Source organism: Subsaxibacter sp. CAU 1640, from assembly GCF_023156585.1.
In the GTDB taxonomy this organism is placed as follows: Bacteria; Bacteroidota; Bacteroidia; order Flavobacteriales; family Flavobacteriaceae; genus JBPOFM01.
Genome location: NZ_JALNMI010000005.1, coordinates 70,537 through 84,683, shown reverse-complemented (window position 1 = coordinate 84,683; position 14,147 = coordinate 70,537). Strand labels below are relative to the sequence as shown.

Sequence of the window (14,147 nt, the reverse complement as noted above, 5' to 3'; positions counted from 1 at the left end):
AGGATGAAAGATGTCCTTAAATCAATAATTCGCCCTATGTTCTTTGGGTTTCTTTTTTACCTCTTCATCCTTTTGGGTTATAATGCCCACTTTATCTCTAAAGACTCAATCCGCACTTGGACCGCCATAATAGCAGGGACTTTATTCATCTATTTGATTGTGTATGCCGTAATTCATAGAAAAGAGAGCTTTGAGATTGGCGCACTCGGATTTTATATTGCACATATTCTATTTAGTATTGGAATGCCAATATTCTTGATCATCAATCAAGTACTTTTTACTGACCGTACTAAAAACGCACCTAAATCATTGTTACAAAAGAACAATATGGAGTTAGTTTCTAATCCAATAGATTGCAACAAAATAAAATATGGAAAATTCCTCTATGGAATTGACACTATTATTAGGTATTCGGAAAATAAGGTGGATTATGAACTTATTAAAACTATTGGATATGACGACCAACTCAATCGGATTAGATGGCTTGATAGTTGTTCCTATGTCAGAGTTACAGATAAAGGCTTGGTCACAAAATTCATAAAGTTAGGAAATATAAAAAATGGAGAACATCAAATGTATGAGAAGCCTGGAGGCACCCACACAATGTCTGAAGAAAACATAAAAACGGTAACTGAATTAAAAAATTAATGCCAATACCTGTTAAGTATGATTGCAGTTCCAGCACTAAACAGAAAATCCCTACCTTAAAACCCTGAAATTACCAATCGCAAAAAGAACATGAAAGAGACCTTTCAAATCAGAGAAAATGGCTTTGATGACATAAAAAAAGCGGCACTTATCAAAATCATTCCACTTGTAATGATAGCAGTAGGAGCTGGATTTGCAATCAGTTATTTCTCAATAAATGGGCAAACAAATAGTATAAGTGCGCTTCCGTTCGCCATCCCTGTCATTATTGGCGCCGTGGCTCTAGGATTATATAAAGGTATCAATAGACAAAAAAGCTTGTTTGAAAGTTATCTGCTTACCATTAATGACAAAGAAATAATCAGAGAACAATTAAATACGCAAACGATTGTAATCCCAAAAGATCAAATAAAATCCATAATCAGAAACCCGAATGGCACAATAACTATACTTGGCAATTCAACCGCAGAAATTATTGGAATTCCTTGTCAAATAGACCATCGAGAAAAACTTCAACAATTGCTCTCTCAAATCATACCAATAACAACTGTTCACAAGAAACCTTTGATTGAAAAGTACATTTGGTTATTAAGTCTTTTGGTCATGGGTCTTTTTGCTACAGTCTATATCTCAACACACAAATTAGTGGTAGGCGTAACCGGCACACTATTGATTTTAATTCTTGGGTATTCCTTTTACGAGGTTTGTAGAAGCAAGAATATCGACAAAAAAACCAAAAATGGCATGTGGTGGATCATCCTCATTTTATTTGCAGTCATTGGAAATATGTACTTTAAACTCACTGGAAAAATCTGAAAGAGGTGTTAAGTATGCAAGTCGCCATTGTTAGTTTTTTTCACTGACATAATACGATGTAGGATAACAACCCAAAACATCTGCAAACTGCCACTGCAAACTGCCTACTTCTTTTTGCCAACCCCGAAGTCATAATTCCCCACCCCGAAGTCATAACTCCCCACCCCGAAGTCATATCTCCTCACCCCGAAGTCATATCTCCTCACCCCGAAGTCATATCTCCTCACCCCGAAGTCATATCTCCCCACCCCGAAGTCATATCTCCTCACCCCGAAGTCATATCTCCTCACCCCGAAGTCATATCTCCTCACCCCGAAGTCATATCTCCCCACCCCGGAGTCAAAATTCCTCACCCCGGAGTCAGAACTCCCCGCCCCGAAGTCAGAACTCCCTACCCCGAAGTCAGAACTGCTCACCCCGAAGTCATATCTCCCCACCCCGGAGTCAAAATTCCTCACCCCGAAGTCATAATTCGTTACCCCGAAGTCATAACTCCCCACCCCGAAGTCAAAAAATCAATTGCCGCCTTCAGCGGCATCCCCTGTCGGCAGTATAGGAAAGACAGAGCGTTAAAAATTTTTGAAGCCTTGGAGAAAATTTAGCTCTGTCTTTCTGGTTTTGCGTAAGCAAAAATACCTCTCGACAGGGAACGCCTTTTTTGTAACTTTTTTGGGCGAGCAAAAAAGTTAATAATCAACAGAAAAATTCTAAATAATTCCTACCAACAAAAAAACCCTTCCAAAAGGAAGGGTTCCATTCACCTAACAATTAAAGGCTGAAAACCAAATAACATCAGCCTCTAAAAGATCTTACGCTTTTAGAAACTCAAGCAGTATGTTGTTTAGCTCCTCGCGGTGAGTGAGGTTCAGACCATGAGGTCCGTTTTTGATGACTTTATAAGTGTTGTTCGCAATGCCCTTTGCCGCCTGCTCACCAGAGGTTTTGATGGGCACAATGTTATCGGCATCGCCATGTACAATCAGTGTGGGCACATTGACAGTCATCAATTCGGGTCTAAAATCGGTATCAGCCCATGCTTTTGCAGCTTGCAAGGTGGCACGTGGCGATGCGTGGGAGGCGATGGTCCAGTCGTAATGCAATTGGGCCTCGCTTACCGTGTCTTTATTGTCGTCATAGTTGTAAAAATTCTTATGGAAATCCTTTAAAAAGCCTACACGATCCGTTTGCAAAGCCTCCATGATCCCTTTCAAATCCTTTTCTGGCACGCCGTTTGGGTTGTCGTCCTTTTGTTTCACCAATGGAATGATCGAACTGATGAGTGCCGCCTTTTTGACATTGGCACCCTTATAATCGGTAAAGTAGCGCACCACCTCACCGCCACCCATCGAGAAACCGACAATAACGGCATCATTAAGGCTCAATTGGGTAATGAGTTCGTTTAGATCGGACGCCAAGGCAGAGTAATCATAGGCCTCCCAAGGCGCAGACGATTTGCCAAAACCTCGACGGTCATAGGCAATGACGCGGTAGCCCGCCTCAACGAGTGCACTCACCTGCCCTTCCCAAGCCTGATGGCTCAACGGCCAACCATGGATGAGAATGACGGGTTGCCCCGACCCATAATCTTGGTAAAAAATATCTACGGGTTGTTTTGCGGTGTTGTTTGTAATAAATGGCATTGTATGTTGTATAAATAATTACTAATTAATGATGAATAATGACGGGTGACCGATGAGCGATGACCAGAGACTGCAAACTGCTTAATGACCACTGACAACTGAATACTACTTACCGTTCTTACGCTCTTTCTTCTCGTTCTTCAACTGCGTGAAGCCGGGTTCTTCGGGCAGGGTTCTACCTGTGCCGTCCTTCTCATCGTCTTTTGCATCTTTCTTTTTATCGAATTGTTGCATTGTTTTGTTCTTCCCGGCATCTTTAGGGCTATCGCTCAACTTTCTGTCTGTCGGCGTTTTATCTTCTCTTTTGATATATGGATTGACAATATTGCTCTTCTCTTTACTAGACATCTTCTTAATTTTTAAAGGTTATATATTTATGTTTGCCTCATACGCATCGCAGTCTTTCAGAACGATGTGTTAATCGTTTTCACTGTAGAGCTGGTTTTCCTCGTCCTTTAGTTGCTTCTTATTGCCGTCTTCTGGCAGGGTTCGGCCGGGAACATCAAGGTCCTTGCCCTCAAAGTCCACCTTTTTGGTTCGGTTTCTCAATTGCTGGTCGTCACCATCATCGGTTTCTACATTACCACGTTTATCGCCAAGGAGTTCTTTATCTTCTTTGGTGATTTTAGGATTGTATGAAGTTTGCTTCTTATTATCAGACATATTATTAATATTTATAGGATTATCATTAAAATTACATCACAATTCAGTCTTATGTTGATGCAAACAGTTTAGTTGTTGACGCATTAACCATATGTTAAAATCGTGGGAGTTTTTCTAAAATTCAAAAGCATCTGTAGCAATGGGAATATTTACTATATTTATAAGCATTCATCCAATATTCTTATGACGCCAACCTCACCCACCGAAATCTATAGCAGCCGTATCATTGAAGCTCCTGTTGCAAAAGTCTACGAAGCCTTTGCCAATCCGGTGCATTTGCAGCAATGGTGGGGCCCTGAAGGATTTACCAATACCTTCCATACATTCGATTTAAAGCCTGGCGGCCATTGGAAACTGACGATGCATGGCCCTGAAGTGGGACACTATGAGAATGATTCCGTATTCCAATCCATCGAACCGCAGAAGCGTGTGGCGTGGAAACGTCTCTCGCAACCCTTATTTGATATGGAAGTGTGTTTTGAAAGCATCAGTGAGGAGCGTACACGCATTTCCTTCCGAATGACTTTTGCCACTGAAAAAGAATGTGAGAAGCTTAAGAAATTTGTCTTGCCGAAGAACGAAGAGAACTTTGATCGTTTGGAAAGAGAGTTAATCAATATTGTTTTGAAATCTTAAGGAAGAAAACGTACAATTCTCAAAATAAATACTCTAGGACTTACGGAGGTATTGCCTGCATTTCTCGATGGGATTTGTAGCACGGTTTTTATACCCGTGAACAGCACTGCTGATCACCAATATCACCGCAGCGGCCACCGCCACATACATAATGACGGGCTGCGTATCGTTATTGGCAATAGCTATGGCGACAAGTGCCCAAGCGCCTACTAGAGCGAATTCGCGCATGTTGCGTTTCCAAATTACCATTAAATTGATCACAGTGGCAATGATGATCATGATAATGGTCCAACTCACTTGTGATACTCCAAAACCATCCCACCCTTCAGACTTCAGATAGGCTGCAACGTTAGTGATGCTCGCCACAGTGACCCATCCACTGTAGATAACAAAGGGCCACCACACAAAGGAAATCACAGAAATGGGTTCATCATACAATTCCATATCATTATTGACCACAATGCGCAGCAGGGCAAATAGCAATAAGAAGATAAACACGCACGACAGACCTATATAGCCGCACAGCCATACCAAGACCCAGGCACTGTTGGCCATACATGAAATGACGAACCACCAACCGGTTTTAAGCACAAAATCATCGTTGCGTACTCTTACAAATAAACTTCGCCCTTGATAGATGATGAAGCCTAACAGCAGCAAATAAATGATTCCCCAAATGGAAAAGGCATAACCAGCAGGCGTAAACCGTGAATCGATATTGTTTGACACCTCACCTATAGTGGTATTGTTGATGGCACCTGTGTTTGACAAATAGTTGATGATGATAGTGGAAACCAGGGCAATGCCGTTGGCTATTTGTAGTGTTTTCTTCATAGGAATTGTGCCAGTGTTAGCAACTATTAAGGTACAAATTAATTTTTGAAGAACGCTGATGATTCAATGAAATACAAAAACTAGCCTTCCGCCTCTTAAGACCCAGCGATTTGAATGTTCTAAAGGAAAATTTATTTGAATAGATCTTCGAGCGCAGGCACCACGTTTGAAAACTTGAAGTGGTAACCGTAGTTCTCAATCTTGTTTGAACTGACCCGCTGACTTTCGAAAAGAAGTATGTGCATTTCGCCCAGTACCAGCTTCATCAAGAACTTGGGGATGTTGGGAAGAATGAGGGGTTTGTTGAGAGTTTTTGCGATGGCCTTGGTTAAATCGTTATTCGTTACAGGATTTGGCGCCACACTATTGAATACGCCCTCAATTTTCTGTTGCACAACATATAGAAAGATGCCAGCCAAGTCGGAGATGTGTACCCAAGACTGCCATTGTGTGCCCTTGCCGAAAGCTGTACCCATACCATATTCAATCGGTCTTACCATTTGAGGGAGCGCCCCTTCTTTGTCATCCATCACTAAACCAATACGCACTTTTGACACCATCACTTCGGGCGAATTCAGTTCGTCTGCCTTGCGTTCCCAACGCTGTGCCACTTCACCTAAAAAGGTTGTGGAATGCTCGGGGAAATCTTCATCATAATAGTTGGTTAAGGAATCGGGATAAATACCGATGGCACTTGCCGATACTACGTGTTTCACTTGATGCTCGATGGAAGCGAGCGATGTTTTTAATAAGTCGAGTGATTCCAAGCGACTGTTTAAGATGGTCTTTTTGTAAGAGTCCGTCCAGCGTTTGGAAATGGGCGCACCAGCTAAATTGATGATGGCATCGACGCCTTCAAAGCATTTATGGTCTATCACAGTTTCCTTCGGATTCCAAAAAAAGCCTTTGTAGTTGGATTTTGTGGAGATTTTGTCTTTGGAAGTCGTCAGATAATGCACCACGATGTTCTGCTGGTGGCATTGCCTCACAATCTCACTTCCTACCAAACCTGTTGCCCCTGTAATTAATATCGTCATCGTGCTTTTTTTATAAAGTTAATCATTCGTATCACCAATTAGATTGACTTTAATGTAGCTTTAACAGAATTAACTAAATTTTGGAAATAGGAGATTTATATAGTCTACAGATTTGATGAGCCTTTTCTGGCACGAAGCATTTCTCTCTTACCTGGAGGGCCAGGGAGTTTTTCAACTTGGAAGCCTACGGCCAGCATCGCGCGTCGCACGCTGCCTTTTGCGGAATAGGTGACCAGGATGCCGTTTGGTTTTAGTGCGTTGTACATCTTTTGGAAGATATCTTCCGTCCATAGTTCTGGTTGTACCCTCGCACCAAAGGCATCAAAGTAAATAATATCATACAGTTCTTGGTCATTGATGTCCGAGAAGAACTTGGTTTGTTTTGTCAAAGAAAATTGAGGCACTAAAGTATGTTTCTCTTCGCAAGTTACTTGATGAATTTGCTGAAACACCTTATCACTATCCATATTCAAAGCTTCCGAATAATTAAGCGCCTGAAGTTCTTCCGAAGTAATTGGGTATGCTTCCACACCTGTATAATCGATGGACACATTCAGCTTTTCAGATTCCAAAAATGTCAAATAGGCATTTAACCCTGTGCCCAAACCGATTTCTAGAATATGAATGTAATGTGAAAACTTCTCGACTGCGCTCGAAGTGACAAAAGTATCCTTAAAAAAAAGTAAACCATGCTTGATAAATACATGTTTTGCTTCCTGTATGGCACCGTGAATGGAGTGGTAATGTTCATTCAAATCGACCAAGTGAATGGTCTTTGAACCATCGGCCGTAATGACGATGCGACGTTCCAAACTATTGGATGATTAGTTTTTTGATTCTTGAAATGGGCCCTGTACATTCAGTTTGGTGACAAGAAATGCACAGATTGATGGAGCTGTTGAAACGCGATTTTAAATCCACTTCAGAATCTGGGTTGTAAATTTCCTTTTGAGTAGAAATATAGAGCTTTGAAAAGTTGTCGAAGGTTTCGTTACGACCTTTTCCTTTGGTAAATTCCGCAGAATGAATTTTTAGAAACTCTTCTGGAAACTCTTTAGGTTGTTTACCATCAAGAATATCCTGTTTGATTTGAAGATTATGGTCGTACATATCATTCATTAGATTTGCCATCTCTGAAGGCACGTACATATCATATTCAAAAGGTTCGTTTTGGGCAACCGCTTCCTCGGATGTTGATTCTTTGCAAGAGAGCAACATCAAGGTAAAAACCATCAACCAAAGGCTATGTTTCATCAAGAGATTATGTTAGTTCTCTCGGATTAGAACACCATCTGCCTCAAAAGAGAAGGTCTTTTTTGCTTCAGTAATGGCAGCTACTTCTTCGGCAGATTTTCCTGCATCTTCAGCGTAGTGACGTTGCTCTTCTACCGGTACTTCATTCACATATGCCTTACCGTTCACAATCACTTCTTTTCCTGAAATATTTTTTGGCATAAAGAAGGCATAGTCTTTGAATTTAACCATCGCTTCTTCACCATTTTCAAGCTCCAGTGTCATCCAGCAACCTTTCATTTGGCACACTTCATTAACCGTAGCAGCCATTTTGGTATTCACCGTATCGCCAACTTTCATACTGTTGAATTTCTCTGTCATTTCTTTTGTGCTCAACACATTAGAATCATCAATCTTATCGCCAAAAGAAGCGTATGCGATTTCTTCTTTAACAACTTCTTGTTCTTCAACTTTTTGCTCTTTGTCTTTACAAGAAACCACCATGATGGCAAGGGCTAAAATGGATACTATATATTTCATAATAGGTTCGAATTTTAAAAATTTATAAGCCACAAAGATACCATTTTTTTAAAAATGCATTTGGGTTTTTTTAACTGGTTTATTTGAGTACTTTTGCAGCAGAAACAAAAATGAAATGACAAAACTTGCAACTTACGAAATCGATATCGTAAAATCCAATACATCAAAGTTGGAAACGGTTGATTTTGAAAACCTAGTATTCGGTAGAACTTTCACAGACCACATGTTTTATTGTGATTATAAAGATGGCCAATGGCAACAACCAAAGATTGTGCCTTATGGACCTATGACTTTTGAGCCTTCTGCACGTGTCTTCCATTATGGACAAGCAGTGTTTGAAGGAATGAAGGCATATAAAGATGAAGACGGTAATGCCTTTTTATTCAGACCGGAAGAAAACTACGAACGTATTAATAAATCTGCTGCCAGATTGGCTATTCCTGAATTTCCAAAAGAGTATTTCTTTGAAGGATTGACCACCATATTGAACATGGACAAAGACTGGATTAAAAGCGGGAAAGGAAACTCGTTATACATAAGACCATTTGTGATAGCTACAGAGCCAGCTATATCGGCTTCACCAGCACTTACCTATCGATTTATGATTATCTGCTCACCTGCCAAGGCTTATTACACAGGTGGTGTGAGAGTGTTATTCGCTGAAAAATACAGTCGCTCTGCCAATGGTGGTGTGGGATTTGCGAAAGCAGCTGGGAACTATGCAGCCCAGTTTTACCCAACTTCACTGGCACAAGCAAAAGGCTTTCAGCAAATTATCTGGACCGATGCCAACACTCATGAAAACTTGGAGGAAGCTGGAACAATGAATATTTTCTTTAGAGTGAATGACACTTTAATTACTGCACCTACAAGTGACAGAATCTTAGATGGTGTCACTAGGAAAAGTGTGATTCAATTGGCGAAAGATAGCGATGTGAAAGTGGAAGTGCGACCAGTGAGCGTGAAAGAGATCAAAGAAGCTGCTAGAAATGATTCGTTGAAAGAAATTTTTGGTGCTGGAACTGCCGCAGTCATCAGTCCAATCTCGGCCTTTGAACACGGAGGTGACATATTTGAATTAGAATTGAAATCGGATTCTTATGCAGCGTTCTTCAAAGAAAAAATGCTAAACATTCAGCATAATCTTGCCGAAGATCCTCATGGCTGGAGATATAAGATATAGTGTTCAGTCTACAGTTGGCAGTGAACAGTCAACATTAGCTATAATTAATAAAATTCCAACTTGTAGCAAGTTGGAATTTTTGTTTTATGAATTCAGGATTTTGATAATGTCCGGTTTAAAATAGTTGGGACCTTTAAGCACTTTCCCATCCTCTCGATAGATAGGCTCACCATCCTCGCCCAATTTGCTCATATTGCTTCGTTGAATCTCATTGAATACCTCTTCTATTTTGTGTTGCAAGCCATGTTCAATGATAGTGCCACACAGAATATACAGCAAATCTCCCAAGGCATCTGCCACTTCCACCAAATCATCATTATTGGCTGCTTCCAGGTATTCTTCATTTTCTTCACGCATTAACTTATAACGCAGCATATTTTTTTCCATGCCCAAATTGGCTTTAGGCGTTTCTCGATGGCCTATTTTAAATGCTGTGTGAAATGCCTTTACAGCGTCAATTTTGTCTTTCATTATTACATTTTTCAGGATTATTATAAATTTAGGAAACCGTGAGTAATCGTTTACACGTAGATACTCATATGGTTAGAGCGAATGAGTTCTATATTGACTCATTTGTGCTCTATTTTAACCTATGATTGCTTATTTTTGCATAAAAATAAACTATGTTTACAAACGGTCAATTGATTTTTGCGATTTTATTTGTAATTGCTTTCGCAAGTGCATTGGCCTATACTTACCGTAAAGATTTAAAATTGCACAAAAAATATTACAAAGGCAGTGTCTGGGTGCTTATTGCCTTTATCTCGTTCATATTGTTTATTGCTGTCATAAAGTTTGCTTTTATGTGATGACATTTTTTTCTTTTGGAGTTGTATTTAAAAACCTTCAAAAGATGGACATCGTGTTATTGGTTATAGGCTTATTAGTTATTAATTTTCTTCTCTTAAAGTATAGCATCAATAAACATTGATTTATTTAACCATTTCAATTGTTTCTTAAAACATAGTTGAAGTAATTTTATTTCAACTGTCGGCTTTATGTTTCTATATCACATAAAATTGAGTATCTTTGATTCAACCGATACTTCGGCACAAAAATCAACAACTCCCGACATTCATGAAATCTTTAAAATATATCCTTTTCTTACTATTGATTGCCATTATAGGGCTTTCAATTTACATTGCTGTTCAACCAAATTCATTTGAAGTTACACGAAGCAAGACCATCAAGGCGCCTTCAGCAGTGATCTATGACAATATTGTAGACTTTAAAAATTGGGAAGCTTGGAATTCTTGGTTAGAAGAAAATCCTGAAATAACCTTGACTTATTCGGAGCAAACAAAAGGTGTGGGTGGCTCTTATTCCTGGAATGATGATGGAGAAATTGGGACCATGAAAATTGTGAATGTCAATGAACCAACACGTATCGAACAAAAAATGCAGATAGGTGACTATCCACCATCGGATGTTATTTGGACCTTCAAACCTAATGGCGATGGTACTACTGATGTTACCAGAACCATTGCTGGCGACAACCTTCCATTTTTCTTTAAGGCATATGCCGCTTTTACTGGCGGAATGGAAAAACAGATCGCGCCTCATTTTGAACGTGACTTTGAGAAGATAGACAGCATTGTTGTCAGTAGCATGAAACAATTTAAAGTAGACGTCAATGGCTTAACAGAATATGGTGGTGGCTTTTATATGTATAAAACCACGTCGTCTTCCGCTGCCAACATAAGCAATACTATGGCAAGACAATATGCCGAGATTATGAATTTTATGCAGGCCAACGAAATTCCTATGACTGGTATGCCTTTCACAATTTACAATGAAATGAATGATAATGGCAGTGTCATTATGAGTAATGCCATTCCTGTGAGGGACAAAGTAATTGTTGCAGATGATAGCAACATTTTGTGCGGTTATATTGAAAAAACGAGAGCGGTGAAAGCAACTTTGAAAGGTGATTATTCAAACCTTGGTGCCGCTTGGAAAGAAGCGATGGCCTATTTAAAGGCTAATAACCTTGAACAATCTGAACAACATCCGTTTGAAATCTACGTCAACGATCCTGGAAGTGTTCCGAATCCTGCGAATTATTTGACAGAAATATACATTCCCATTAAAGAGAATACCATCGAAACTGAACAATTGTGAAACAACTTCTTTTAGTTTTTGTTGGTGGTGGCATCGGGAGTGTTTTGCGCTTCTTGGTTGGCAAATATCTCAACAATGCTGAAACAGGAATTCCTTATGGCACTTTTGCCGCAAATATCATCGGAAGTTTATTGATCGGTATCATTTTAGGTTTGGCAGTCAAACAAAATACCTTATCCCAAAATCAAATTCTCTTTTTGGCAACTGGCTTTTGTGGTGGCTTTACCACATTCTCCACCTTTGCTTATGAAAATCATGTCTTTTTAAAGGCTGGTGACTTTACCAGCTTTGCTATCTATACGGTTGCAAGCTTTATTGTAGGCTTTCTTGCTGTATTTGCCGGTATTTTTTTAGTGAAATAGTTTTTATTTAATACATACCCGTCAAAAATAAGGGGCTATAATTGATAAAAATATAATTTTCAAAATTTACCCCCAATTTTATACGGGCCTATACTTCTATTTTTATATTTTAGCGATACTAATTCTTTTTTCAATGAAAAAAATAGAGGCTATTATTCGAAAGTCAAAATTTGACGATGTTAGAAAGGCACTCCATGCAATCGAAGTAAATTTTTTTAGCTATTGGGATGTTACCGGAATTGGTAATGAAAAGACAGGACATGTGTATAGAGGTGTTCCTTTTAGTACATCTGATATACAAAGACGATACCTTTCCATTGTCGTATCTGATGAGTTTTTAGACAGAACTGTAGAAGCAATTTTAGATTCAGCTTATACAGGACAAGTAGGAGACGGAAAAATTATTGTTTCACCAGTAGAAGAGTCCTACCGTATCAGAACGCGCGAAAAGGGATTTGACTCCCTTCAATAATCAAGGACTATGGAGAACGCACTATTTACGACCAATAACTTATGGATGATGATTTGTATTGCCTTGGTATTCATCATGCATCTTGGGTTTTCACTTCTTGAAATTGGCTTGACACGTGCCAAAAACACCATCAACATCTTATTTAAAAATGTCATGGTAGTAATTATCGGACTACTCACATATACACTTATCGGTTTTAGTTTAATGTATCCAGGTGAAGATTTTGCAGGTGGCGTTATTGGGTTCAACTCTTTTGGTTTGAATCTACCCGCTAATGGACTGACAGCCGACTATTATAATGGGCAATACACTTACTGGACAGAATTTTTGTTCCAAGCCATGTTTGCCGCTACTGCAGCCACCATAGTTTCTGGAGCAGTTGCAGAACGTATTAAACTATCAACCTTTCTTATATTTTCAACCATTTATGTTGGACTTGTGTATCCCATCGTTGGTATGTGGAAATGGGGAGGCGGCTTTTTGAACACTTTAGGCTTTTATGATTTTGCTGGTTCTACCTTGGTACACTCTGTAGGTGGTTGGGGGGCCTTAATTGCCATTTGGCTATTAGGTTCTCGTATCGGGAAATTCAAGGAAGGTAAAATAAGTATTATCCCAGGACACAATATTCCTCTAGCAACTGCTGGTGTATTTCTGTTATGGTTTGGATGGTTTGGTTTCAACGGAGGATCCGTCTTATCTGCCGATCCAGGAGCAACCTCTTTGGTTTTGGTAACAACTTGCCTTGCGGCAGCTGCTGGTGGATTCAGCGCAGCATTGACCTCCTTTTTAAGATATAAAGAAAATGATCTCTCGATGGTATTGAACGGTATCTTGGGAGGACTTGTAGGCATCACCGCAGGAGCTGATCAAATGGGTGTGGTTGATGCTATTTTAATCGGTCTTGTTTCGGGTGTCATTATCGTGTTTGCAGTAGCAATTATTGACAGATTAAGACTTGATGACCCTGTAGGGGCCGTTTCGGTGCATTTAGTGTGCGGTATCTGGGGAACTCTCGCCGTTGGAATTTTTGGCAATCTTGCCAGTTGGTCACAGCTCACCAATCAATTGATCGGCATTATGGCCATAGGTGCTTTTTGTTGCCTTACATCGTTTATCATCCTGTTTGCATTGAAAAAACTCGTTGGCTTGAGAGTATCAGCCCAAGAAGAAGTGGAAGGATTGGACATTCACGAACACGGTATGAATGCCTATCCTGATTTTAGGATGAATGAACACTAATGTTTTCTATAGTTTTTGACTCCTGCCCTTACCTCTGTTTGTAGATAATTTTCCCTTGGCACAATTGGGCAGGAGTATTTTTCATTATAAGCGCAGTACGGGTTATAAGCCGAATTGAAATCGATGGTGACACTGTCTCCATCTGGAATTCTCATATCAATATAGCGTCCGCCACCATAGCTTTCATCGCCATTGGTATCGTCCAAAAAAGGCAAGAACAGATAATCTTCATACCCTTCTTTCTTAATTAAATCTTGATTTTGATATACATTCAGCTTGTAAACTTTTCCTTTTAATTCAAAAGACAATTCTCCGTACTTCACGTATTCAGGAAGCCTGTCAGTAGTTGTTTTCATTTTAAAGGGCTGTTCGTCTAATGTCCTTGTGAATTTTGCAGCAACAACATAAGCCGAGTCAAACTTGAAAAATTCCAAACCTTTGAAATTCTTCAAATCTTTTTCCTTTAAAGGCGACTTGGAAGCATCTTTATACTCCGCATTAATTTCGCGTTGAAACTCCGTTTCACCCATCGGTTTTTGCTTTTTTTGGGCGCAGCTAAATAAAAAAATCAAACTAAAAACAAAAGATAAAACAGTCTTCATATCAAAAAATTAGAACTCAAAAATACAACTTTCAATATTTTTCCATAGCTTTGAGGAACAATAAAAAACAAACCATGCGTAATTGCATCGTCACATATACTCAAAAGAGAACCACTTC

General features: G+C 39.5%; 19 protein-coding genes. 9 read left to right on the top strand and 10 right to left on the bottom strand.

Going from position 1 to position 14,147, the window contains the following annotated elements:
- Positions 1 to 3 precede the first annotated feature (3 nt).
- The 3 genes from M0G43_RS12710 (at position 4) to M0G43_RS15855 (ending at position 2,066) form a co-directional block, all read left to right on the top strand.
- Positions 4 to 648: a hypothetical protein gene (locus M0G43_RS12710; protein WP_248026962.1), complete on the top strand. Its 645-nt coding sequence runs from the start codon at positions 4 to 6 to the stop codon at positions 646 to 648.
- Positions 649 to 738: 90 nt separating this feature from the next.
- Positions 739 to 1,464: a hypothetical protein gene (locus M0G43_RS12705; RefSeq protein ID WP_248026961.1), complete on the top strand. Its 726-nt coding sequence runs from the start codon at positions 739 to 741 to the stop codon at positions 1,462 to 1,464.
- An 80-nt stretch (positions 1,465 to 1,544) separates the two neighbouring features.
- Positions 1,545 to 2,066, top strand: a complete 522-nt coding sequence (locus M0G43_RS15855; RefSeq protein WP_411039891.1) for a hypothetical protein — start codon at positions 1,545 to 1,547, stop codon at positions 2,064 to 2,066.
- Positions 2,067 to 2,273: 207 nt separating this feature from the next.
- On the opposite strand, the gene M0G43_RS12695 is transcribed toward M0G43_RS15855, so the two are convergent.
- The 3 genes from M0G43_RS12695 to M0G43_RS12685 form a co-directional block, all read right to left on the bottom strand.
- Complete coding sequence (locus M0G43_RS12695) at positions 2,274 to 3,104, bottom strand: alpha/beta fold hydrolase (protein WP_248026959.1); 831 nt, start codon at positions 3,102 to 3,104, stop codon at positions 2,274 to 2,276.
- Positions 3,105 to 3,209: 105 nt separating this feature from the next.
- Positions 3,210 to 3,452 carry a hypothetical protein gene (locus tag M0G43_RS12690; protein WP_248026958.1) on the bottom strand — a complete coding sequence of 81 codons (243 nt, stop codon included), beginning with the start codon at positions 3,450 to 3,452 and terminating at the stop codon, positions 3,210 to 3,212.
- 69 nt (positions 3,453 to 3,521) lie between these two features.
- The gene (locus M0G43_RS12685) at positions 3,522 to 3,767 is read right to left on the bottom strand and encodes a hypothetical protein (protein ID WP_248026957.1); all 246 of its coding nucleotides are present in this window, start codon (positions 3,765 to 3,767) and stop codon (positions 3,522 to 3,524) included.
- Positions 3,768 to 3,950: 183 nt separating this feature from the next.
- On the opposite strand from M0G43_RS12685, the gene M0G43_RS12680 reads away from it, so the two are divergent.
- Positions 3,951 to 4,403, top strand: coding sequence for an SRPBCC family protein (locus M0G43_RS12680; RefSeq protein WP_248026955.1), 453 nt, complete (start codon positions 3,951 to 3,953; stop codon positions 4,401 to 4,403).
- A gap of 33 nt (positions 4,404 to 4,436) precedes the next feature.
- Here the strand turns inward: M0G43_RS12680 and M0G43_RS12675 are convergent, their stop codons facing one another.
- The 5 genes from M0G43_RS12675 to M0G43_RS12655 all read right to left on the bottom strand — a co-directional run bounded on the left by M0G43_RS12675 (position 4,437) and on the right by M0G43_RS12655 (position 8,047).
- Positions 4,437 to 5,237 (bottom strand): tryptophan-rich sensory protein, encoded by an 801-nt coding sequence (locus tag M0G43_RS12675; RefSeq protein ID WP_248026954.1) that lies wholly within the window; start codon positions 5,235 to 5,237, stop codon positions 4,437 to 4,439.
- A gap of 131 nt (positions 5,238 to 5,368) precedes the next feature.
- Complete coding sequence (locus M0G43_RS12670; protein ID WP_248026953.1) at positions 5,369 to 6,274, bottom strand: TIGR01777 family oxidoreductase; 906 nt, start codon at positions 6,272 to 6,274, stop codon at positions 5,369 to 5,371.
- Between the two features lie 104 nt (positions 6,275 to 6,378).
- Positions 6,379 to 7,086: a tRNA (5-methylaminomethyl-2-thiouridine)(34)-methyltransferase MnmD gene (mnmD, locus tag M0G43_RS12665; RefSeq protein WP_248026952.1), complete on the bottom strand. Its 708-nt coding sequence runs from the start codon at positions 7,084 to 7,086 to the stop codon at positions 6,379 to 6,381.
- Between the two features lies 1 nt (position 7,087).
- Positions 7,088 to 7,528, bottom strand: a complete 441-nt coding sequence (locus tag M0G43_RS12660; protein ID WP_248026951.1) for a hypothetical protein — start codon at positions 7,526 to 7,528, stop codon at positions 7,088 to 7,090.
- A 12-nt stretch (positions 7,529 to 7,540) separates the two neighbouring features.
- The gene (locus tag M0G43_RS12655) at positions 7,541 to 8,047 is read right to left on the bottom strand and encodes a DUF4920 domain-containing protein (protein ID WP_248026950.1); all 507 of its coding nucleotides are present in this window, start codon (positions 8,045 to 8,047) and stop codon (positions 7,541 to 7,543) included.
- Positions 8,048 to 8,162: 115 nt separating this feature from the next.
- Between M0G43_RS12655 and M0G43_RS12650 the strand changes: the two genes are divergently transcribed.
- Complete coding sequence (locus M0G43_RS12650) at positions 8,163 to 9,230, top strand: branched-chain amino acid aminotransferase (RefSeq protein WP_248026949.1); 1,068 nt, start codon at positions 8,163 to 8,165, stop codon at positions 9,228 to 9,230.
- An 84-nt stretch (positions 9,231 to 9,314) separates the two neighbouring features.
- On the opposite strand, the gene M0G43_RS12645 is transcribed toward M0G43_RS12650, so the two are convergent.
- The gene (locus tag M0G43_RS12645; RefSeq protein WP_248026948.1) at positions 9,315 to 9,701 is read right to left on the bottom strand and encodes a nucleoside triphosphate pyrophosphohydrolase family protein; all 387 of its coding nucleotides are present in this window, start codon (positions 9,699 to 9,701) and stop codon (positions 9,315 to 9,317) included.
- A gap of 606 nt (positions 9,702 to 10,307) precedes the next feature.
- On the opposite strand from M0G43_RS12645, the gene M0G43_RS12635 reads away from it, so the two are divergent.
- From M0G43_RS12635 to M0G43_RS12620, 4 genes are all read left to right on the top strand, one after another.
- The gene (locus M0G43_RS12635; protein WP_248026946.1) at positions 10,308 to 11,351 is read left to right on the top strand and encodes an SRPBCC family protein; all 1,044 of its coding nucleotides are present in this window, start codon (positions 10,308 to 10,310) and stop codon (positions 11,349 to 11,351) included.
- Positions 11,348 to 11,713 carry a fluoride efflux transporter CrcB gene (crcB, locus tag M0G43_RS12630; protein WP_248026945.1) on the top strand — a complete coding sequence of 122 codons (366 nt, stop codon included), beginning with the start codon at positions 11,348 to 11,350 and terminating at the stop codon, positions 11,711 to 11,713. The genes M0G43_RS12635 and crcB overlap by 4 nt, the downstream gene beginning before the upstream one ends.
- A gap of 133 nt (positions 11,714 to 11,846) precedes the next feature.
- A complete protein-coding gene (locus M0G43_RS12625) occupies positions 11,847 to 12,185 on the top strand; it encodes a P-II family nitrogen regulator (RefSeq protein ID WP_248026944.1) in 339 nt (112 codons plus the stop codon).
- Between the two features lie 9 nt (positions 12,186 to 12,194).
- Positions 12,195 to 13,427, top strand: a complete 1,233-nt coding sequence (locus M0G43_RS12620; RefSeq protein ID WP_248026943.1) for an ammonium transporter — start codon at positions 12,195 to 12,197, stop codon at positions 13,425 to 13,427.
- On the opposite strand, the gene M0G43_RS12615 is transcribed toward M0G43_RS12620, so the two are convergent.
- Positions 13,424 to 14,029 (bottom strand): DUF1684 domain-containing protein, encoded by a 606-nt coding sequence (locus M0G43_RS12615; protein ID WP_248026941.1) that lies wholly within the window; start codon positions 14,027 to 14,029, stop codon positions 13,424 to 13,426. The two genes, M0G43_RS12620 and M0G43_RS12615, sit on opposite strands and share 4 nt — an antisense overlap.
- Positions 14,030 to 14,147 lie beyond the last annotated feature (118 nt).

Excerpts from the sequence above, each read along its gene's own strand:
- M0G43_RS12670 (WP_248026953.1), bottom strand. The coding sequence starts at position 6,274 with ATGACGATATTAATTACAGGGGCAACAGGTTTGGTAGGAAGTGAGATT.
- M0G43_RS12645 (WP_248026948.1), bottom strand. The coding sequence starts at position 9,701 with ATGAAAGACAAAATTGACGCTGTAAAGGCATTTCACACAGCATTTAAA.
- M0G43_RS12675 (WP_248026954.1), bottom strand. The coding sequence starts at position 5,237 with ATGAAGAAAACACTACAAATAGCCAACGGCATTGCCCTGGTTTCCACT.
- M0G43_RS12710 (WP_248026962.1), top strand. The coding sequence starts at position 4 with ATGAAAGATGTCCTTAAATCAATAATTCGCCCTATGTTCTTTGGGTTT.
- M0G43_RS12655 (WP_248026950.1), bottom strand. The coding sequence starts at position 8,047 with ATGAAATATATAGTATCCATTTTAGCCCTTGCCATCATGGTGGTTTCT.
- M0G43_RS12635 (WP_248026946.1), top strand. The coding sequence starts at position 10,308 with ATGAAATCTTTAAAATATATCCTTTTCTTACTATTGATTGCCATTATA.
- M0G43_RS12620 (WP_248026943.1), top strand. The coding sequence starts at position 12,195 with ATGGAGAACGCACTATTTACGACCAATAACTTATGGATGATGATTTGT.
- M0G43_RS12690 (WP_248026958.1), bottom strand. The coding sequence starts at position 3,452 with ATGTCTAGTAAAGAGAAGAGCAATATTGTCAATCCATATATCAAAAGA.
- M0G43_RS12625 (WP_248026944.1), top strand. The coding sequence starts at position 11,847 with ATGAAAAAAATAGAGGCTATTATTCGAAAGTCAAAATTTGACGATGTT.
- M0G43_RS12705 (WP_248026961.1), top strand. The coding sequence starts at position 739 with ATGAAAGAGACCTTTCAAATCAGAGAAAATGGCTTTGATGACATAAAA.
- M0G43_RS12685 (WP_248026957.1), bottom strand. The coding sequence starts at position 3,767 with ATGTCTGATAATAAGAAGCAAACTTCATACAATCCTAAAATCACCAAA.
- M0G43_RS12650 (WP_248026949.1), top strand. The coding sequence starts at position 8,163 with ATGACAAAACTTGCAACTTACGAAATCGATATCGTAAAATCCAATACA.
- M0G43_RS12660 (WP_248026951.1), bottom strand. The coding sequence starts at position 7,528 with ATGAAACATAGCCTTTGGTTGATGGTTTTTACCTTGATGTTGCTCTCT.
- M0G43_RS12695 (WP_248026959.1), bottom strand. The coding sequence starts at position 3,104 with ATGCCATTTATTACAAACAACACCGCAAAACAACCCGTAGATATTTTT.
- M0G43_RS12615 (WP_248026941.1), bottom strand. The coding sequence starts at position 14,029 with ATGAAGACTGTTTTATCTTTTGTTTTTAGTTTGATTTTTTTATTTAGC.
- M0G43_RS12680 (WP_248026955.1), top strand. The coding sequence starts at position 3,951 with ATGACGCCAACCTCACCCACCGAAATCTATAGCAGCCGTATCATTGAA.